This window comes from Corynebacterium sp. CCUG 70398, assembly GCF_024454055.1.
In the GTDB taxonomy this organism is placed as follows: domain Bacteria; phylum Actinomycetota; class Actinomycetes; order Mycobacteriales; family Mycobacteriaceae; genus Corynebacterium; species Corynebacterium genitalium.
The window spans coordinates 127,173-146,096 of record NZ_JAGPYZ010000001.1; the positions used below are offsets into that span (position 1 = coordinate 127,173).

Here is an 18,924-nt window from a genome sequence, read left to right on the forward strand (position 1 = left end):
GAGTGCCTGAACTTTTCGCGCCTGCTCTGTTGGTCGCCCAGGGTGGTAGAAAAGAGGTTATGCCTAAATTCCTCCTCCACGGCCTGTGGTTTCCCGCCTCAGGGCTCAACCTCTGGGTTGAGCGTGTGGAGGGGCACAAGATTCTCTTGCCTTCGCAGGTTCCGGAAGGCACGTTCCCCCAGGTTGTGGAGTCGCTTATCGACGACTCACGGTTCCGCCGCCGCGACCCGATCACTTTGCAAACACCGAAGGGCCGGCAGGTGCAATTGAAGGTGCCCACGGCTGCGTTCTCGCCCGAGGAGACGGTGCGGTTTTTGAGCCAGGTGGCCATGCTGGATGAGCCGACGCCGGCCGCGACGGCGGCCCAGCGCGCCTCGATTGCCCCGGATCTGTACTGGATCATCCGTCTCTACACCGGTCTGACCCGGTTCGTCCGCGCCGGGCGGGTGAGCATTAGGGTCCGCCCCGATGACGGCATGTGGTTCCCCGAGTGGCAGTTGGGCACCGGGTTAGAGGAGCGCGGCTGGCTGGCGAACATGATCGCCGCGGCCCCAGGTGTGATCACGGTGAACAACTTGAACGTCGCGGAGGACGTTTCCACGAACCTGGTGCACTGGATCGCCTCCGGCTTGTTGGAGCATGTGCGTGGCGAACAACGCGCCTACCCGTGGCACGATTTTGCCGACGCGCTGTTGAAGTCCTCCCCGCTGCGGCGGGGTGGGGCGAGCGTGTCCAAGCAGATTGCGCACTGGAACGGCTCGATCACTGCGGTGAACGTGCAGCTGGTGTTCATCGTTGAGGAACCGGCGGACCCGCAGTGGTCTGATGCCGCCATGATGGTTGACGGATTGGGCGGGGAACTTAACGGTCAACCCGCGCCTGTGCAGTGGCCGGTGCGCGCCCAAGTCCGGTCCGGCACAGATGCGCCCCGGCCGATCCGCCTTGATGAGTTGGACATGTCCACCATGGCCAGCCTGCGCACCCAGCTGCGCAAGGCCGTCGAAGTGACGCCCTTGCTCGACCCAGAGCTGCACCCGCGCCACCCCGAGACCCCGCGCACACCCCAAGACGGTGACTGGGACAGCTACCTCAGCACCGACGAGATCATGAACCTCGTCGGCCAAACCGCCTACGTCCTCGGTGGGCGCGGGATCAAGGTCATGCTGCCGCGGGCGTGGCAGCGGATGGAGACCACCGCGAAGCTCTCGGTGACAGAGCCTGCGGAATCAGAGCCGGGTGAAGTCAGCCGATTCAGCTTCGACCAGCTGGTCGCCTACGACTGGAAACTCTCGGTCGGTGACACCGAGCTCACCCCGGAGGAGATGTCCCAGCTGGTGTCCTCCAAGTCCGGGTTGATCCGTTTGCGGGGCCAGTGGGTGCTGGCGGACCAAGCGAGCCTGCGCAAGTCGCGCAAGTACATTGAGTCGCTGACGGAAAAGGAGGTCGAAGACGGCCTCATTACTGCCGACGAACTGCGCCAGCTCGCCCTCGAGTCTGCTGCAGAGCAGGAGGCCGGCGGGCTGGAGATCGCCGGGGACGTTGACGCCCCGGGCTGGCTTCACGCGCTCGTCGGCGGCACTGACCGCCCCGCACCGGAACGCCAGCCCATTCCGGACACCGTGCACGCGGAGCTGCGCGATTACCAGCGCCGTGGCGTGGACTGGCTGTACTTCATGTCGCGCAACAAGCTGGGGGCGGTGCTTGCCGACGATATGGGCCTCGGCAAAACCCTCCAACTGCTCACCTTGCTTGCCGTGGAGGCAGACCAGGGGCGCAAGACCGGCCCTACGCTGGTGGTGGCTCCGACCTCTGTGGTGGGCAACTGGGCCAGGGAGGCAGAGCGCTTCGTGCCAGGCATGCGCGTCGGCGTTCACCACGGCTCTGGCCGCCTCAAAGGACAGGAGCTCGTGGACGCGATCGGTGAGCTCGACGTGCTGATCACCTCCTACGGCATTGCCGGGCGGGACTACAAGACGCTCGGATTGGTCGAATGGGACCACGTTGTGCTCGATGAGGCGCAGGCGATTAAGAATACGGGGACGCAGGCGTCGAAAAGCGTGCGGGCAATTGGGGCGCGCCACCGCATTGCGCTGACCGGCACCCCGGTGGAGAACCGGCTGGCGGAACTGCGCAGCATCCTCGACTTTGTCAATCCCGGGATTCTGGGTTCGCAGGCGTTCTTCCGGAACCACTTCTCCAAAGTCATCGAGTCGCGCCGGGATGAAGCACTCGCCGACAGCATGCAGGAGCGCCTGCAGCGGCTCACTGGGCCGTTCGTGCTGCGCAGACTGAAGACGGATCCGGCGATCATCGAGGATTTGCCGGAAAAGACCGAGCAAGTGGTCACCGTCGATATGACTCCGGAACAGGCCGCGCTGTACACCGCGCTGGTCAACGCAATGCAGAAGGAGCTGGAAAGCCGCACCGGCATGGCCCGCAAGGGGTTGGTGCTGTCCACGATCACGCGGATCAAGCAGATCTGCAACCATCCGGCGCACTACCAGGCGGACGGCTCGCCAGTGACGGACAAGGGCAAGCACCGCTCCGGCAAGGTGGCCATGCTCATGGAGCTGCTTGACCAGGCGATTGAGACCGATCAGCGGGTGCTGGTGTTCACCCAGTACAAGGCGTTCGGCGACATTCTCCAGCCGTACCTGAGCGACCGGCTGGGCCACGAGATCCCCTTCCTCCACGGGGGCTTGAGCAAGACGCAGCGCGACACGATGGTGGAGCGCTTCCAGGACCCGAACGGGCCCCGCGCGATGATCCTGTCTTTGCGTGCCGGCGGCACCGGCCTAAACCTCACCGCGGCGTCGATGGTGATTCACATGGACCGCTGGTGGAACCCGGCCGTGGAGAACCAGGCGACCGACCGCGCCTACCGCATCGGGCAGAACCGGAACGTGCAGGTGTACAAGATGATCACCCGGGGAACCATGGAGGAATCGATCCAGGACATTCTGGACGGCAAGCTGAAACTCGCCGGCGCTGTCGTGGGCGAAGGCGAAGGCTGGATCACCGAGCTGGGTACCGAAGAGCTGGCCACGTTGATGAGTTACCGCACAGCAGGGGAGGACTAAACCATGGCGCACCCGCAAGAAGGAAACGTTACCTGGGTCAACTTCGCGCAGCGCAAAAAGGTGACCAGTGCGGAAGAAGCGCGCAGCGAACAGGCTGAAGCCGGTGCTGAGACCGTCGAGGTGCCGTTCAAGCGCACCGCGCGTTCGCTGCGGCTCAACCCGGCAGCGGAGATCATTCTGCAAGCCGCTCAGCGCGGTGCCGACCAGGGGCGCTACGGCCGCGGCCGCAAGTACGCCGATGAGGGCAATGTCATCGAAGTCCGCACTGAGATCGGCCGCTTCACCGGCTCTGTCGCCGGCAGCCAAAACGAGCCGTTCACGACGATGATCTTGCTGCCGTACCGCGATGCGGACGCGATCCAACAAGCCCTGGAACTCATGGCGCACAATGCCAACGCGCTCAAGGCCGCCCGCACGGGACGCTTCCATAAAGAGCTGCTTAACGCCCTTGTTGCTGGAGACGGGGAGAAGATCCGCTTCCGCTGCGACTGCCCGGATAATTACGACGTGTGCAAGCACGGGGTTGCGGTGGCCATCAAAGCCGCGGAGCTTATCGACGCTGATCCCACCCTGATCTTTCGCCTGCGCAACCTCGACTTGAACACCTTGGAACAGCAACTGCGCACAACAGCTGGCGAGCGGGCAAAGCAATCTGCGGCTGAAGGCTCGGAGCAATTCTGGACGGGCCACGAGTTGCCGGATCTGCCACAACCGAAGACCGCCCCGATGATCGAGGATTCGGACTTGGATCTGCTGCACAAGGCGATGCAGACGATTTCTTTCACCAACATCGACCAGTTGCGGGCGGTGTCTGATCTGGAGGATCTGTACGACGAGATGACGCGCAGGTGAACGCCCCGCTCGCCAGTGCGTCCGAACGGATGTTCGGGGGTTGTGGTGGCGGTGTCCGGGTCGTTTGGTAGTTGTTAAGGCATGGGCTCGGGACAGGACTCCACACACGTAACCTTCATTCACACCTCGGACTTTCAATGGGGAATGACGCGCTGGTTCCTCGACGGTGAAGACAGCGACGCTCAATCGCGTTTTGAGGATTCCCGCCTGCGCGCGGTGGAGAAACTCGGAAACCTGGCCCGGGAGCACGGTGCGGAGTTCATCGTCGTTGCGGGTGACGTCTTCGACGCGAACGCGTTGAGTGAACGCACGATGGGCCGCGCCCTCGAAGTACTCGGCTCGCTGCCCGTGCCGGTGTTCCTGCTCCCGGGCAACCATGACCCGCTGCTGCCTGGCGCTGCGCTGGAACACGCCGCTCAGCTCAGCAATGTCACCGTTCTGGCAGATAGCACGCCTGTCGAGGTCCGCCCGGGCGTGGAGATCGTCGGCGCGCCGCTGCTGGCCCGCTACGCCAACGAGGACTTGGCCGCCCGTGCTCTTGCCCAGCTCGAACCGACTGACAGCGTCCGCATCCTCGTGGTTCACGGCCAGGCTGAAGGTAGGGGAGAGGATGACCCAGCTCTGATCTCACTGACCGGTCTGGAGCAAGCCCTGGCGAACGGAGTGGTCGACTACGTCGCACTGGGCGACACCCATTCTGCCCGACCAGTGGGTGCCAGCGGCCGGATCTGGTTTTCCGGTTCCCCGGAGACCACGGACTTTCACGACCGGCGCGGCAATGTGGCCGGGAATGAGGTGAACTCGGGGAAGGCGTTGGTGGTGAGCGTCGATAAGCGATCGGCGACCGATGTCGACGTCGATGTCAACGAGCATGCCGTCGGCGAATGGACCTTTGATGCGTTGCACTGGGAGGTCAGCGACGGTGAGGACGTGCGCCGCGTCATTGCGGAGCTGGAGGCGTACCCGCACAAGAGTCGCACCGCGGTGAAGTATTCCTTGGCGGGCACGCTCGGCTTGGAGGCGACGCGGGAACTCGAGGAAGGCCTGGCCGCGCAGCGCAATGTGTTCGGGGCACTGTATGAGCGCGAACGGCTCATGGACCTCCACCTCGAACCGAATGATGAGGAACTGGCCAACCTGCCGCTGTCCGGGTACGCCCGGGATGCCATGTCTGCATTGCTCGGCGCTGCCGAGACGAGCGATCCCCAAACCGCGCGTGACGCCGTCAACCTGCTGTTCCGTCTGAGCAAGGAGCCGAAATAATGCGCATTCACTCCCTGATCATTGACAATGTGCGCGCCGTGGAGCACCTCGAGCTGACTGACATCCCAGATACCGGCGTCATCCTCATCCACGGCGACAACGAGGCCGGTAAGTCGACCATCCTGGACGCGCTCGACGCGGTGCTGAACATCAAGCACACCTCCACGAAGATCCGGAAACTCAACCCGGTCGGGCGTGACGAGCTGCCGGAGGTGCGTCTCAACGCGACTGTCGGCCCCTACACGTTCGAGATCTACAAGCGCTTCGCCAAAGGGGCAAAGGGAAAAGCTGAGCTGAAGATCTTCTCCCCGCGGCCCGAGAACCTCACCGGTGAGCAGGCGCATAACCGTCTGAACGAGATCTTGGCGAACCATGTGGACCAGCAGCTGATGGACACCCTGTTCCTGCGCCAAGGCGCGCTGCCGGATGCGATCGAAGCAGCCGGGATCCCCACCTTCACCCGTGCGCTGGGAACGTCCCAGGGTGCCGGTGGCCAGTCTGCGCAAGAAGCGGAAGATTCCGGGCTCATGCGCCGCGTGGAGGAGGAGTACCTGCGGTACTTCACCAAATCCGGCAAGCCGACCAAAGACCTCAAGGAATCCGAGACAGCGGTTGAAGCCGCCGAGCAGAAGGTCACTGCCGCCGAGCAGCCCATGCGGGCCTACGAGACCGCGGTCGACGCGTATGCCCAGCACGGCGTGGACATGGCCGCCATCGAGGCCGAACTTCCCGAGGCAGAGCAGGCGCTGTCCCGCCGTGCTGCCGAAGCCGAAGCTGCGCGCGAACTCGCCGCCACACTCGCCGCTGCACAGGACAAGGCTGACCGTGCCGAAAAGGATCTCACACGCGCCAACGACGACATCGAATCCCGCCAGGCTGTCATCGCCGGTGTCGAACACGCCGAAGCCGCCCTCAACACCCTCAAGGAGCAGCACGAGCCGACCCGTGAAAAGGCTGACGCCGAAAGGAAGGCACTGGCCGAGGTGGAGAAAGCGCACGAGCAGGCCCGTGCGCACGCAGTCACCGCGCGGGACAACCTCGGGTCCGCTGAGCAAGCGCTTGCCGCGGCCAATGCACGGGCACGGGTGGAGGAACTCGACGGAGTTGTAACCCGTCTGGACGCTGTCGAGCAAGAGATCGCCCGCTTGGTCAAGGCGCAGCCGGAGCGCCGGGTCACAGATGCTGACGTCCGCGCGCTTGAGGACGCCACGAGTACCCTGACCGTGCAGCGCAGAATCGTGGAGTCGACAGCAGCACGGCTTGATATTGCCGGGCCGGCTGGCGCCGCATTCACGGTCAACGGTGAGGAGGTCTCGTGCGGTGGCACGGACTCCGTCGCGCTTTTCGACGGCACTGAGATCCGCATCTCCGACATCACCCTGACCTTCCGCGCCGCCGCCGGGACAGAGACCGCCACCACGGATCTGGACAACGTGGAAGCGGACGTCAACCGCCTGCTCGCTACGATCGGCTGCGAGGACCTAGACGGTGCCCGCCGCCTGCGGGATGAGCACCGCGAGTTGGCGGCAGCTCTAGAGGCCGCCCGTTCCCGTCGCGCCGACATCCTGGGTGGTGCTGAGGCTGACGAGCTGCGCGAGGAGCTGACCCGGCTGCGCGAAGCTGTCGCGACGCATGACGGCGAGATCCCCCCTGTCAACGAAGCGCAAGAAGCACTCGACGCGGCCCGCCGTGCCGATGCCGAAGCTCGCGACACCGTGGCGGACCTTGGCGCGAAGATGACCCCGCTGCGCGCGAAACCGCACACGCTGGCGCTGACGGAACTGGAGACCCGCATTGAAGTGCAGCGCGGCAATGTCGAAGCCGCACGCGCCCAGCTCGCCGCCGCACGCGAGAAGCTTTCCGACGAGCAGTTGGCCACCAACCGCGATACCGCGACAGCTGCGCAGACCGCCGCGGCGGCAGAGGCTAACGAGTTGAAGAAGCAAGTCGAACTGGTCGACCCAGAACACGCTGAGGAGCGCCTCCAGGGTGAACGCAACCGTTTGGACAATCTGAACCGGCGCCACCGCCATGCCCACGAAAGTCGTCTGCAGCTGCTGAGCACTGTCACCAGCGCCGACGGTGAAGCAGAGAACCTCGACCGCGCCCGCGCTGAACTGGAGACCGCGACCGTGCGCCGTGATGCGCTGCACCGCAAAGCGAACGCGGCGAAGCTGCTGCGTGACACGATGGTCTTTCACCGTGACTCTGCGCGCGCGAAGTACGCCGCTCCGTTCGCTCAGGCGCTGCAGCGTCATGCGAGCCGCGTGTTCGGCCCCGGCACCGAGTTCACCCTCGATGATCAGCTCCGGGTGCAGGCCCGCACCGTCGACGGCACGACAGTGGATCTGTCGGAACTGTCCGGCGGCGCCAAAGAGCAGATGGCGCTGCTCACCCGCTTCGCTATCGCTGACCTGGTGGCCGCAGGGGAGCAGGGGACAACGCCTGTGCCGGTGGTCATCGACGATGCACTCGGCGCGACCGACCCGAAACGCCTGGAGTCCATGAACGCTGTGTTCACCAAGGCGGGCGAAACAGCCCAGGTCTTCGTGCTCACCTGCTTCCCGCACCGCTTCGACCGCGTCTCGGCGGCGAAGACCGCGTCCATCCAGGAATTGAAAAGGTTCGCAAAGGGAAATTCTTAACCGGATCACAGTTTATAGTTTTTCGTATTAATGTAGAACGCCATGAAGGCAGAACAGCGCTGGCTTACCGACGAGGAACAGGTTCTGTGGCGTCTCATGCTGCAGGCCGCCCGCAAGGTCTCCCGTGTCATGGAGGACACGCTGCTCTGCAGTGCGCAGCTGTCGACGTCCGAGTACGCAGTACTTGTTGCTCTCAGCGAAGCTGAGGGGGAGAGTCTGCGCCTGCGCGACTTGTGCACCGAGCTGGATTGGGACCGCTCCCGCACGTCCCACCAGATCACGCGCATGGAGCGCCGCGAATTGGTGTCGAAGGAAAAGAGCCCGGGTGACGCACGCGGTGTCTTGGTGCGCCTGACGGAGACCGGCCGGGACGCGCTCTACCGGGCAGTGCCGGACCACGTGGAAAGCGTCCGGCGCGTGGTATTCGACCACCTCAACACCGAAGACATTCCCGCACTCGAGCGGTTCTTCCAGGGAATCATGGACGTCGAGAACGTGCCCGGCGGTAAGCGCCAGGTCCCGGACGGGCCGGAGCTGACCTCAGGGTAAAACCCAGGGTGAATATCAGGGAAATCCCCGTTGTCGCAGGTGCCGCGAATGGGTTGAATGGGTGTTGTCAGCGTGAACAGCAGTTAACAACAACGTCCACCCCCCACCCGAGAAAGGAACCGCCATCATGACCTACCAGCCCAGCCCCCAGCCGCGTAACAACAAGAAGCTCGTGCGTTCCATGAACGACCGTTACATCGCTGGCGTGTGCGGCGGCATCGCCGAGACCTACAACATTGACCCGACGCTCGTGCGCCTCGTTTTCGTCGCGCTGTTCCTCGCGGGCATGTCTGGTCTGCTGATCTACATCATCTGCTGGATCGTCATCCCTAACGCTGAGCTGTACTAATCTCAGCGAAATACGCCAAGTGGTCCCCGTTGCCCACGCGGACGGTTGCACAGCCGTCCACCCCGGCTGCGGGGATTAACACGTGGTCGATGTGCGAGCGCAGACCCGCGATACCGTCGGTGGGCCATGTGCCGTCCGGGTAGCGGGAGCACATTCGTGCCGAGTCCTGCATCGGCGCCAAATCTGCCATCGGCCCGTGGCGCATGGTGGCGTTGAAGTCGCCGGCGATGATCGCCTTTTCATCGACGTTGGCATCGACCCAGCCCGCGATACTGTGCAGGTCCCCGCGCCATTGATCCATGATGCTGGGCAGTGGGGCAGTCGTGTGCACGGCCACGATTGTTGGCCCGGCTGCGGTCCGGAACGCCAGCGAACCCCACGTCGTGGGCGGGGCATCAATGGGTTCTAGTTCTCCGAGGTCAGGGTGCACCGCCATGCTCGTTGGTGCGATCCCGCGACCCTGCTCCGAGGTGAAGACACGCTCCGCGAAGGACGTCCCCGCGAACGCCGCTACCGCCTTGTCCTTGTTCGCCTCCGGAAGAACAACCACGTGCGGGTCAAAACGGTCGACGATGTCCTGCACGTCTGCGGCAGTCAGGGTGTTTTGGCTGTTGTAGGTGACCACCCGGGGCGTCGAAAAGCTTTCCGACGCCCCACTGTCAGAGGACATCTCCTGCGCGTGAAGAGAGCCCGGCAGAAGCGGCGGCACGGGCGCAGCGATGAAGCAGGCGGCGGCCACAGCCCAGACAAGCGGCGCCACGACAAACCGGAAGGCCCCAAGCACCGCCGCAATGACCGCGAGCCCGATGCCGAAAGCAATGGGGAAGGAGACAGCCTGAGCCACCACGACCCGAGTGCTGAGCCATTGCGAAATGCCCGCAGCCGGAAGGAACGCGAGTACGCACAGGAGTAACCCGGCGACGGTGAAGAGCGCGGAAAAGACGAGCTTGCCGGTGCTGGGACGGGTAGGGGATTCCTGCATAGTCAGTCCTATTCGAAGTACGAGCAGATCTCAGGGTCTGTGATGTATCCCTGTTGGCAGCCCCATTCAGCCTGCAATTCGCCGCTGGATGGGTTGGGGTTGCCGTATTCGTCGTACCCGTAACCGTTCACGGCTGCCCCTCCTGGGAGCAAACCAGACTGGCTTTCTTGCTCGAGATAGGCGGGCCCGTCGTTGGCGTAGAAGCAGTACTCGGAGTGTTCGATCGTTCCGTCCGACCATAATGCGGGGCCTGGCGTTCCTACGAGGCACTCGACTACGTAGGGTTCGGTTTCGCTGGTGACGGTATCGGGTTCTGCGGCCACCGATGCAGAGCTTGTAGAGCTAACCGTCTCACTTGTGGTGGTCGTGTGCGTTGCGGTGACCGTCGCGGTGACCTGGACTGGTTCGCTCTGCTCCGAGCTGCACCCGCTCACGCATAGAACACCCGCGAGGATTGCAGGCAACAACCGGTTCATTGTCTCTCCCGAGAAGGTAGGACTCGCGTCTGTCTTCTTTAATCTAGCGGGAGCGCGTGAGGCTCATGCCCGATTAAGTCTCTCATCACCGGCGGTGATAAAGTCAGGTGCGCTGCTTCAAGCAGTACGTCTCCGTAGCTCAGCGGATTAGAGCATCGGTTTCCGGTACCGAAGGTCGCAGGTTCGAATCCTGTCGGGGACACCATGTGTTGTCTCGAGACATCGTTCCGGTCGAGTTTCGAGATTTCGTCATTTGTGGGTGCCCCATAGTGGGTTGAGTTCGTTGTCTTTTTGGTTGTAGTAGATCTTGTCGTCGCTCATTGTGTAGGCCGCGATATGTTCCCCAGTGGCGGTGATTTTGATGTCGACGTGGTTGTCGACGCAGAGCATTGTGATGGGTTCGCCGCCCCATCGGCGCCCGCACCGCCAGGCCCGGAATGCGCTCGTCTCCGTCGTTGACGTGCTTGGAGCGGTCCTCATCCCACACCACGGTGCCGGAGAACGCACCCGGAATAGCCGGAGTGTCCGGCGTGTCAACGACGGGTACAGCGGGGGCGCGTGCACTCTGAGGCTGTGGCTTCGTTCGCTCGATGGCGGGGTTTTGCAGCGCTCCATGGCGGTCTTGTTGCTGCGATCACGCAGGACTGGCTGCAGGTAGGTGTCGCGGACTGAACCGAGAGGGGTGCGCCCGGCCGGGGCCGTTTAGATCGCTGCCGCTACGTCAGAGTCCGAAGGCTCCGCCGCTGACGAGGATCACGATGCCGAGGCCGATGAGAACAATGGGGAAGAGGATGTGCTCCCAGCGTTCGAGCACTTCGGCGATCGGGGGGCGGGTGGCGACGAACTTTGCCAGGGCCACCAGGACCGCGACAAGCGCGAGGAAGATGATGCAGTAAGCGACTACTGCGAGAGGTTCCACGCTGAGGAAGACAGGGGTGTAGACACCGATGTTGTCGCCGCCGTTGGCAAAGGTGACGCCTGCGACAGTCCCCACGCCGACCTTCTTGCCGGCAACCTTGGCCTCGTCGTCATCGTCGTCATCGTCTCCGCGCCAGGCCTGCCATGCGGCCCAGAGGCCGAGGCCCAGAGGGATGAGACCGAAGTACGGGATGGCTGTCGAGGGCAGGAATGCTCCGGCGCCGACGGTCACCAGAACCGCGGCACCGAGGATGCCCGCGAATCCGAGGTACTGGCCGGCCATAATGCGGGCGGTAGTGCCGCGCTGGCCTGCCCCTCGTGCGAAGAAGAGGGAGAGCACGATGATGTCGTCGATGTTGGTAGCTGCGAACAGGCCTATCGCCTGCAAGATCGTGGTGAGGATCATGCGCCCTCCCCAGCTACATCGCATCCGGGAAGCGAGCAGGCGGGATCTATGCACGGGGCGCCTTCGTCTACTGCCAGAGTGGCATCGACCAGTGTCGTCAGCGCCTGCGTCAGGTGCGGATCGGCGATCTCGTATCGTGTCCGACGACCCTCGGGCTCGGAGACGACGATCCCGCAATCGCGCAGGCATGCCAGGTGGTTGGACACGTTCGGGCGTGTCAGGTCCAGATCTCGAGCCAGTTCCGCCGGGTAAGCGGGATGGTCGAGCAGGGTCAAGATGATCCGGGATCGAGTGGGGTCGGCCAGTGCACGACCCAGGCGGTTCATCACGTCGAGACGCGAAGCAATAGTCAGCATGTAATGAAATATACAGCGAGCACTGAACATGTCAGGTCCGATGTAGTGGCGTAGCCGCGTGTGCTGCTCAGGAGACAGTGGAAGTGGCAGCGATTCCGGTAGAGTTGTGAAACAGCGTCGCCAGCTCGAGATCCAAGTTGCGCGCGAATCGTTCTACCGATCAAATAATCCCGCTCCGGTCTCTCAAGCCAGTTTGCTGCCTCGATTATCCTGTGTACCTCTTATGGCAAGTACGGAACGCTAGCGGACTTTGAGCTGAAGGTAGTCGTCTGGGTGAGCTGTGTCCTCAATGCTCAGATCGGTGGGCTGCTGGTCCGCAGGCATAAGGGACACCCAGGTCATCTGCTTAGTCTCGCCCGGCTTGAGCATTTCACCGCACGCTGGGTTTCCCGGGACGCGCTCCAGGTAGCCTACGTTTCCCCAAGAAGAACCGTTCGCGAGAATGTTCGCGTCGAGCTCGAGTCCGCACGCTAAGTCGATTTCGCGGGTTCCGTTATTGGTCACGTCCGCGGCGACCGAAACCTGCTTCCTGCCCTCGGAATCGGGCATTTCGACCTCAACGATCGTCGAGGGATCGGCCAAGTTTGTGACGCGAATGGTGAAATCGCCGACTGTGCCAGTGAAACGATCGCCGAGTTCAGTGCCAGACTCCTCGGGTGCTTCCCCTTGAGCTCCGGGTTCCTCTTCGGGTTGTTCTTTGCTCTCCTGAGCGCAAGCGGCGAGGCTTAGGGCGAAAGCGAAGGCAGCAGACAGGGTTAGTTTCTTTTCCCTTTTTTCTGATATTCACAACCAGACTCAGAGAATTAGTAAACGTGGAAAGTTGGGTCGCAGCGGGGGAGCGGCAACCTTCGCGGCCGGCCACTTGAGGGGCCAGTGAAGGAAGATGACTGACGTTCGACGTTACCACTAGTGTCCGGTGAGGCTTTCGTGAACGCGCTGTTAGATGCGTTATGAAAATCGCGATGAAGTTTCGCTGCTAAAGGTTCGTTGCCGCCGGCTACACATGGGTCTACAGTCGGCCTTGTCCAACTTAGTGGACGAGTCAACATCATTCCCAAAGGAGATCCCATGAGCACACTCACCGGCACCTACAACCTAGACCCCGCCCACTCTTCGATCGGCTTCACCGTGCGCCACGCAATGGTGACGAAGGTCCGCGGCGAGTTCACTGATTACGAAGCGTCCATTACCGTGGCGGAGGATCCGTCGGCAAGCACTGCTAGCGGCACTGTGCGCACGGAGAGCATCGACACCCGCAACGAGGACCGCGATGCCCACGTGCGTGGCGAGGACTTCTTCGCCGTCGAGCAGTACCCGGAGATGACGTTCAACGCCACCAGCTTCGACGTCGACGCAAACGGCAACGGCACCGTCACCGGTGACCTGACCATCAAGGGCACCACGAAGCCCGTCACGTTCGAGGTTGAGACGTTCGGTGTGGAAGAAGACCCGTTCGGAAACATCCGCATGGGCTTCGAGGCGCGCACCACGATCAACCGCAGTGAGTTTGGCATCGACTTCCAGGCTCCGTTGAACTCCGGCGGCATGATGCTGAGCGAGAAGGTCGGCATCGAAATCGAGGGTTCTGCGATCAAGCAGTAGCTTATCGACGAGCGTCCGCCCTCCGCCCGCCACTTTCGTGGCGGGCCTTTTTGTGCTTACCGGCCGGGTTTTCGGATCTTCTGGAGATAACTCTTGACGGCTAGCGTCCGAGACAGTACTTTCCAAACTGGAAAGTACTTCACGACCCTGGAGAGATGACCATGAACCCGTCAGCTTCTGAAGCGCGCGAGATGCTCGCTCGCGCAAATACCCTGTCCCGCAATGCCGCCCGATTCCCATTGAGCTGGATCGGCTATATCATGCTCTGTGCAGCCGGGCCGCTGTATCTCATCGCTTCCTACTTCAATGGCGGTGGCCCGCCACCACCGATCGTGTGGGCGGTGATTGGGGCATGGGTGTTCTTTGGGATGAACTCGTCCGCTATCTTCGGGGCGCTTTCGGGCCCGGCACCGAAAGGCTTTGGCGCTCGGTGGGGTGTCATGATCGGACTGTGGGGAATCATGTGGGGGTTCAGCCTCTTGGGTCCGAGCATCACTTCCGGACAACTCGTCCTGCAAAGTTACGTTTACCTTGGTCTCGCCCTTGCGGGGCCGGTGTGGGACTATGCCTCGCTGCGCGTTCAGAGGATGAAATAATCCATGGCGCACCTGCGAAACGAGCTTGACCCAGTACTGGCGAATCCGCTGCGCTTTTCCTTGCTCGCTTCTCTTTCCAACGTCGTTGAGATGACGTTCAAGGATCTGCGCGACCATCTGGACACGACGGACTCCACCTTGTCGAAGCATGCGACTGCACTCGAAGACGCTGGGTATGTCCGAGCCAAGAAAGGCTTTGTCGGCAAGCTGCCGCAGACCCGGTTTGTCATCACCAAGGCCGGGCGGGAGGCGCTCAGCCATCACCTGGAAACCCTCAACCGCATCGCGCAGGGCGGGTGATGCGGAAGCGGCCAGAAAAAGTCAGGGAAACACGCCGGGGTTCAGTAAAATCACAGAGTTCACGGTCTACTATCAGGTTATGAAGCAATGCACTGTCCTCGGCGGGCTGCTTTTCGGCGCCGTGAGCTTTCCCATAATCGCGGTTCTAGCTGCGCTTTCCGTGGCAGATCCGGACGGGGCCAATCAAGCTACTACCTCAGCGATCATCGCGCTAGGCAACACTGTAGCGACGCTGTGGATCATCGGCTTGACGTACTACCTCGTCAATCGGCCGGAGATCTCACAGGGCAAGGGCGCGGCTATGCAGACCGCTGTCACCGGGGCAATTCTGCTTGTGCTCGGCTTCGGCTCGACCGCGTTCTACGCCTGGGAGGAAGTAGCCGCAGGTACGGAACTGCCGACGATCAATCTGCTGGTCTTTCTCATTACTGTCGGGTTGTTCGTCGTTACAGTCGCGCTATTCATGGCGATGCTGCAAGGCCCTGGAACTCCCACTGGCAATCCCAGGGTGCAGGTCGCACACGCGCACTAGAAACCAGTTCGAACTAAGGGGCTTTCGGTGAAAAAATCGGTGAACTGGCAAACCCTCACGCCGCCGGGGGCCAAAGACGCACTCGTTGCGGCGTTAGCTATTGTCTCGATGTACGCGCTGCTCATCGGTCAGGCTGTCGGGCTGTGGAAACTAGACGTCGACAGAAGTGTCCTCATCGTTGCTATGCCGTTCATGATGGTGATAGCGCTTGGTCTTCCCGCCTGGTTGTTACTGCGCTACTTGCGCAACCGCGGGATCGAAGCGGGGTTTCTCCCACTGGGCAAGCGCGGTTGGCACCTCCTTTGGCAGGTGCCGGCCATCATCATCAGCGCCGGCATTGTGACTTCGATCTTGGGGCCGCTCCTTGGGCTGAACAATGCAGAGGACACGTCGGTCTTGGAAGAAGTGGGTGTCGGGCGTGCTCTTCCCATCATTGTCACTTTGGCGGCCTACTTGCTCGTAGGGCCGTTCCTGGAAGAGCTGGTCTTCCGCCGGGTTCTCATGGGGTACTTCGATACGCTCATGCCTGCCGCGCTGAGCGTGATCCTCAGTTCGGTGATCTTCGGGATCGCCCACGTAAGCCCACCGGCAATTCTGTACACGACCTTCTTTGGTCTCGGGTGCGCCCTTGTCACCCGCTGGCACGGCACCTTATGGGCTGGCTTGATCGCGCACGTTGCAAATAATGCGTTGATCCAGCTCACCACGCTGGCTGTGCTCCTAGGGTGAGTGGGGCCAGCGGTGCCAGAACGGCGTAGCTAAATGGAATCTTCTTTGTAAAAGCTTGCCTCAATCTAAGATTGAGAACTACCCGTCCCGCAGAGCTGTAAGAACACCGAATCACACGAAAAGGAAGCACCATGTTGACATCACGCGCACTGAAAACGATTGGGGCGTCCGTCGCTGCGTCCACGCTGCTGCTAGTGGCCGGGTGCAGCTCGGACGAGCAGGGCACTGCAGAAGGGCCGGCCACGGAAACCCAGGGGGAGAGTGCTGAAGCAGCCCCGTCCGAAGAAACGGCGGCTGAGAACTCCGAGTCGGCCGAGGTGAAAGATCTCTCCCAGTTGTTCGATGGCGTCACCTTCAAGAGCGAGCAGGTGGTCACGCAATCACCGGAGCAGATCAAGGACTTGCTCCAGGTGATGAAGGACGTGCAAGCGGCGGATATGTTCGAGTTCGATCCCCCTGAGTGCGGCGAGGAGTTCCAGAGGAACCAAGACGACTTCAACGATGAAGACGTTTCGCCGGAGACCTTCACTGCGGGTGACGTTCAAACCGACGGTTTCGCAGTGGTTGCCTATGACCTAAGCGTGACCAAGGATCCGGAGCGCGATAGAACGACGCCGGACTTAGAAAAGTGCGGAAACTACTCGTTCACGTCGCCCGCAGGCGTAATGAGCGTCGCGGCTGAGGAGCTCCCCTTCACTGCAGATGCGGATGGGGGCTACGCCGTCATCCAGCGGACCGACTCCGAAATGGAGCAGATGTCCACTTACAACACTGTGGCCGAGAAAAACGGCACGCTCGTCAGCTTGAGCGTCAATGATCCCAGCGAGGAAAACATCAAGGCGGCCGAGGAAACACTGGGCATGATCCTCGACCGCCTGTAGGCGGGATTTAGGAGTCCAGCAGCTCCAGCACAGCCTCGCCGACACCGGCTGCGCTCATCGGGTTCTGCCCGGTGACCAGCTTGCCGTCCACGACGACATGCTTCGTCATGGGCAGCTTAGCGGTGGTGTACTCGCCGGCTTGCTCCTTCAGCTTCTCCTCGAGGCTGAAAGGGACTTCGGCTGTGCGCTGAGCCAGTTTCTCCTCGGCCCAGGAGTAGCCGGTGACGTTACGGCCGTCGAGAAGCGAAGAACCGTCTGCGAGGGTGACGTCGAGCAAACCGACCGGACCGTGGCAGACAGCCGACACAATCTTGTCGGCGTCGGCGAAGTGGGCGACTGCGGCGGTGACTTCCTCGTTAGTGAAGTCGAACATCGTGCCGTGGCCGCCGATCAAGTAGATCCCGTCGTAGGAGTCGAGGTCGACGTCGGTGACGGCGGGGGTGTCGTCGAGAAGCGCCATGAACTCCGGGTCCTTGTAACGCTTGTTCGTGCCGCCCATCTGGATCACCGGGGTTTTCAGGCTCACCGGGTCAATGGGGACAGCGCCGCCATCGACGCTGGCAAGGTCGACCTCGTGGCCGGCCTTGGTCATGACGTCGTAAAAGTGCGTGAATTCGCCGAGCCACATTCCGGTGTGAATACCGGAGCTCTGGTAGCGGTGGACGCTGGTCGACAGTGCGAGAAACTTCATTCTATTGTCCTTGTGCTTCGAAGTAGCCGGGCGCGTTGAGGGTGGTTGCCTGGCCGGTGCGCAGGTAATCCACCACGAGGCGATCAACAACGGGGTTGCCGAACGCTACGTGGCCATGGCCCGGGCCGTGCACAGTCACCAACTGCGTGCCCATCGTGGAGTGCAGGGTGCCGCGGCCAGCGTACACAGTCTGCGGATCGCGCGTGGCGTTGATCTGCAGGGGACGCACGGCCAGCTTGGAACCGTCGAGATGCGGGCGTCCAACGACCGGTGCAGCCCCGTTGCACATCAATCCGCTCTTGTACATGGCGTTGATGGCGGTGAAGATGTCCCCGGAGATGTAATTGGTGTACAAAGCCTGCGGGATGAGCGAGTAGTCAGGCGGGGTGATGTTCTCGTTGCAGGTCTGCACAGAGAGCAACTGCTGGGTGTGCATTTGTGACAGCTTGAGCTCTTCAGCGACTGCTGGCGGAGGAACCTCACCGACCTGGCCAGCCGTGCCGTTGGTCATGGTGGCCAGCAGGTGCCACTGGCTCGGCTGCGGGATGAGCAGGCGGGTCATGAGCAGCAACTGGGAGTTGGCCTGGTTCGCGCCGGGGTTGAGAATCATGTTGACCACGTTCTCGCCCTCCACGCGGGCCTTGCCGGTGGCGGTCAAAAGGTCTGCGCCAGCTTGGCCGGAGCTTGCAAGCCCCGGAGGCAGGTCACCCACGCGCGCCGGCGGGGGAACGAGCGTCGGGTTCGTGCCGGTCTCGGCGACGATCTGGCGGGACCAGTACTGGTAGGCCTTGAGCGGGGTATCACCCATCTTGTACTTGTCGTCGTTCATAGACAGCCAGGTGAAGTACTCGTGCAACACCGTCTCGTAGCCTCCCTGCTGGGACGCCAGGACGTCGTTCCACGCCATGTTCGGATCCATTGCGGAATCCAGGACGACCTTGTCAGTGTTGGCCGGGTACATCGTGGCGTACACAGACCCGAGGAACGTACCGTATGACAAGCCCATGATGGAGATCCTGTCGTACCCCAGAGCCTGGCGGACCATGTTCCAGTCGCGCGCGTTGTTGTCCGTGGTGATGGACTCCGGGTAACCGGGGCCGCCGGTCTGGCAGCTGCGGCGGACGTATCCGCCCATGTTGGTCACGGAGTCGACCGTGTCGCGCACCACCGCCAGCGGATCTTGTCCGGTCGCCGGGTCTTGGCATTCTAGGGGAGTGGAGTGCGCCAAGCCGCGTGGCTGCACGGCGACCAAGTCCCACTCGTTGCGGATCTCTTGCGGCCAGTTGTACCCGACGTTCTTCGACCCGAAGTAGGTGTAGGCATCGCCGCCAGGGCCGCCCGAGTTACCAAAGAGTACACCGCGCTTCTCTGCTGGCTGCTGCGCCTTGATCTGCAGGAAGCCGAGCGAGATCGTGCGGCCGTCCGGCTGGTCGTAGCGCATCGGAACATCAATCCGGCCGCACTGAGCGCCGGCGACGTCAACGGTGGCGGGGCAGTCTTCCCACGTAATCTTCGGTGCGGGCTGAGCTCCGGCCGCCGGAATGACGGCCATCGTTGCGGCTGCGGCAACTGTCGCAACGACAGTTGCCGCCCGCTTCAAGGAAAATACGGTGAACACTGCGATACCTCCCAGGTAAGAAGAATCCTTTTCAAAACTATGTCGCCCATAATAAATCTTGCGCGCGAGAAAAGCGCGGCACGGGAAATGACAGCAGAT

General features: G+C 62.3%; 19 protein-coding genes, 1 tRNA gene and 1 pseudogene. 13 read left to right on the forward strand and 8 right to left on the reverse strand.

What is annotated here, in order from left to right:
* The first annotated feature begins 59 nt into the window (after nt 1-59).
* From KBX07_RS00605 to KBX07_RS00630, 6 genes are all read left to right on the forward strand, one after another.
* Complete coding sequence (locus KBX07_RS00605) at nt 60-3,080, forward strand: DEAD/DEAH box helicase (RefSeq protein ID WP_256022578.1); 3,021 nt, start codon at nt 60-62, stop codon at nt 3,078-3,080.
* 3 nt (nt 3,081-3,083) lie between these two features.
* Nucleotides 3,084-3,932: a hypothetical protein gene (locus KBX07_RS00610; protein WP_256019884.1), complete on the forward strand. Its 849-nt coding sequence runs from the start codon at nt 3,084-3,086 to the stop codon at nt 3,930-3,932.
* A gap of 81 nt (nt 3,933-4,013) precedes the next feature.
* The gene (locus tag KBX07_RS00615) at nt 4,014-5,195 is read left to right on the forward strand and encodes an exonuclease SbcCD subunit D (RefSeq protein ID WP_256019881.1); all 1,182 of its coding nucleotides are present in this window, start codon (nt 4,014-4,016) and stop codon (nt 5,193-5,195) included.
* Nucleotides 5,195-7,840 (forward strand): AAA family ATPase, encoded by a 2,646-nt coding sequence (locus KBX07_RS00620; protein WP_256022580.1) that lies wholly within the window; start codon nt 5,195-5,197, stop codon nt 7,838-7,840. The genes KBX07_RS00615 and KBX07_RS00620 overlap by 1 nt, the downstream gene beginning before the upstream one ends.
* A gap of 42 nt (nt 7,841-7,882) precedes the next feature.
* The gene (locus tag KBX07_RS00625; RefSeq protein WP_256022582.1) at nt 7,883-8,389 is read left to right on the forward strand and encodes a MarR family winged helix-turn-helix transcriptional regulator; all 507 of its coding nucleotides are present in this window, start codon (nt 7,883-7,885) and stop codon (nt 8,387-8,389) included.
* A 127-nt stretch (nt 8,390-8,516) separates the two neighbouring features.
* The gene (locus tag KBX07_RS00630; RefSeq protein ID WP_005290651.1) at nt 8,517-8,738 is read left to right on the forward strand and encodes a PspC domain-containing protein; all 222 of its coding nucleotides are present in this window, start codon (nt 8,517-8,519) and stop codon (nt 8,736-8,738) included.
* On the opposite strand, the gene KBX07_RS00635 is transcribed toward KBX07_RS00630, so the two are convergent.
* Complete coding sequence (locus KBX07_RS00635; RefSeq protein WP_256022583.1) at nt 8,719-9,720, reverse strand: endonuclease/exonuclease/phosphatase family protein; 1,002 nt, start codon at nt 9,718-9,720, stop codon at nt 8,719-8,721. The two genes, KBX07_RS00630 and KBX07_RS00635, sit on opposite strands and share 20 nt — an antisense overlap.
* 8 nt (nt 9,721-9,728) lie before the next feature.
* Nucleotides 9,729-10,043, reverse strand: coding sequence for a hypothetical protein (locus KBX07_RS00640; RefSeq protein ID WP_156774839.1), 315 nt, complete (start codon nt 10,041-10,043; stop codon nt 9,729-9,731).
* Nucleotides 10,044-10,324: 281 nt separating this feature from the next.
* On the opposite strand from KBX07_RS00640, the gene KBX07_RS00645 reads away from it, so the two are divergent.
* Nucleotides 10,325-10,401: transfer RNA gene (locus KBX07_RS00645), tRNA-Arg, on the forward strand.
* 44 nt (nt 10,402-10,445) lie between these two features.
* Here KBX07_RS00645 and KBX07_RS00650 read toward each other — a convergent pair.
* From KBX07_RS00650 to KBX07_RS00665, 4 genes and pseudogenes are all read right to left on the reverse strand, one after another.
* Nucleotides 10,446-10,616, reverse strand: a pseudogene (locus tag KBX07_RS00650) (IS481 family transposase); the annotation flags it as partial.
* Between the two features lie 301 nt (nt 10,617-10,917).
* Nucleotides 10,918-11,520 (reverse strand): cadmium resistance transporter, encoded by a 603-nt coding sequence (locus KBX07_RS00655; protein ID WP_256022585.1) that lies wholly within the window; start codon nt 11,518-11,520, stop codon nt 10,918-10,920.
* Nucleotides 11,517-11,876 carry a helix-turn-helix transcriptional regulator gene (locus KBX07_RS00660; protein ID WP_256022587.1) on the reverse strand — a complete coding sequence of 120 codons (360 nt, stop codon included), beginning with the start codon at nt 11,874-11,876 and terminating at the stop codon, nt 11,517-11,519. The genes KBX07_RS00655 and KBX07_RS00660 overlap by 4 nt, the downstream gene beginning before the upstream one ends.
* Nucleotides 11,877-12,116: 240 nt before the next feature.
* Complete coding sequence (locus tag KBX07_RS00665; RefSeq protein WP_256002897.1) at nt 12,117-12,458, reverse strand: hypothetical protein; 342 nt, start codon at nt 12,456-12,458, stop codon at nt 12,117-12,119.
* A gap of 486 nt (nt 12,459-12,944) precedes the next feature.
* On the opposite strand from KBX07_RS00665, the gene KBX07_RS00670 reads away from it, so the two are divergent.
* The 6 genes from KBX07_RS00670 to KBX07_RS00695 all read left to right on the forward strand — a co-directional run bounded on the left by KBX07_RS00670 (nt 12,945) and on the right by KBX07_RS00695 (nt 16,516).
* Entirely contained in the window at nt 12,945-13,478 is a 534-nt protein-coding gene (locus tag KBX07_RS00670) for a YceI family protein (RefSeq protein ID WP_256022588.1), read from the forward strand.
* A gap of 155 nt (nt 13,479-13,633) precedes the next feature.
* Nucleotides 13,634-14,074 (forward strand): hypothetical protein, encoded by a 441-nt coding sequence (locus KBX07_RS00675; RefSeq protein WP_005290626.1) that lies wholly within the window; start codon nt 13,634-13,636, stop codon nt 14,072-14,074.
* Between the two features lie 3 nt (nt 14,075-14,077).
* Nucleotides 14,078-14,374, forward strand: coding sequence for a transcriptional regulator (locus KBX07_RS00680; RefSeq protein WP_255995926.1), 297 nt, complete (start codon nt 14,078-14,080; stop codon nt 14,372-14,374).
* Between the two features lie 79 nt (nt 14,375-14,453).
* Entirely contained in the window at nt 14,454-14,906 is a 453-nt protein-coding gene (locus KBX07_RS00685) for a hypothetical protein (protein WP_256022590.1), read from the forward strand.
* A gap of 27 nt (nt 14,907-14,933) precedes the next feature.
* The gene (locus KBX07_RS00690; protein ID WP_256022591.1) at nt 14,934-15,635 is read left to right on the forward strand and encodes a CPBP family intramembrane glutamic endopeptidase; all 702 of its coding nucleotides are present in this window, start codon (nt 14,934-14,936) and stop codon (nt 15,633-15,635) included.
* A 131-nt stretch (nt 15,636-15,766) separates the two neighbouring features.
* Nucleotides 15,767-16,516: a hypothetical protein gene (locus tag KBX07_RS00695; RefSeq protein WP_256022592.1), complete on the forward strand. Its 750-nt coding sequence runs from the start codon at nt 15,767-15,769 to the stop codon at nt 16,514-16,516.
* Nucleotides 16,517-16,523: 7 nt separating this feature from the next.
* Here the strand turns inward: KBX07_RS00695 and KBX07_RS00700 are convergent, their stop codons facing one another.
* Both KBX07_RS00700 and KBX07_RS00705 read right to left on the reverse strand, forming a co-directional pair.
* Entirely contained in the window at nt 16,524-17,207 is a 684-nt protein-coding gene (locus tag KBX07_RS00700; RefSeq protein ID WP_256022593.1) for a type 1 glutamine amidotransferase domain-containing protein, read from the reverse strand.
* 1 nt (nt 17,208) lies between these two features.
* Nucleotides 17,209-18,825 carry an alpha/beta fold hydrolase gene (locus KBX07_RS00705; protein WP_256002881.1) on the reverse strand — a complete coding sequence of 539 codons (1,617 nt, stop codon included), beginning with the start codon at nt 18,823-18,825 and terminating at the stop codon, nt 17,209-17,211.
* Between the last annotated feature and the right edge of the window lie 99 nt (nt 18,826-18,924).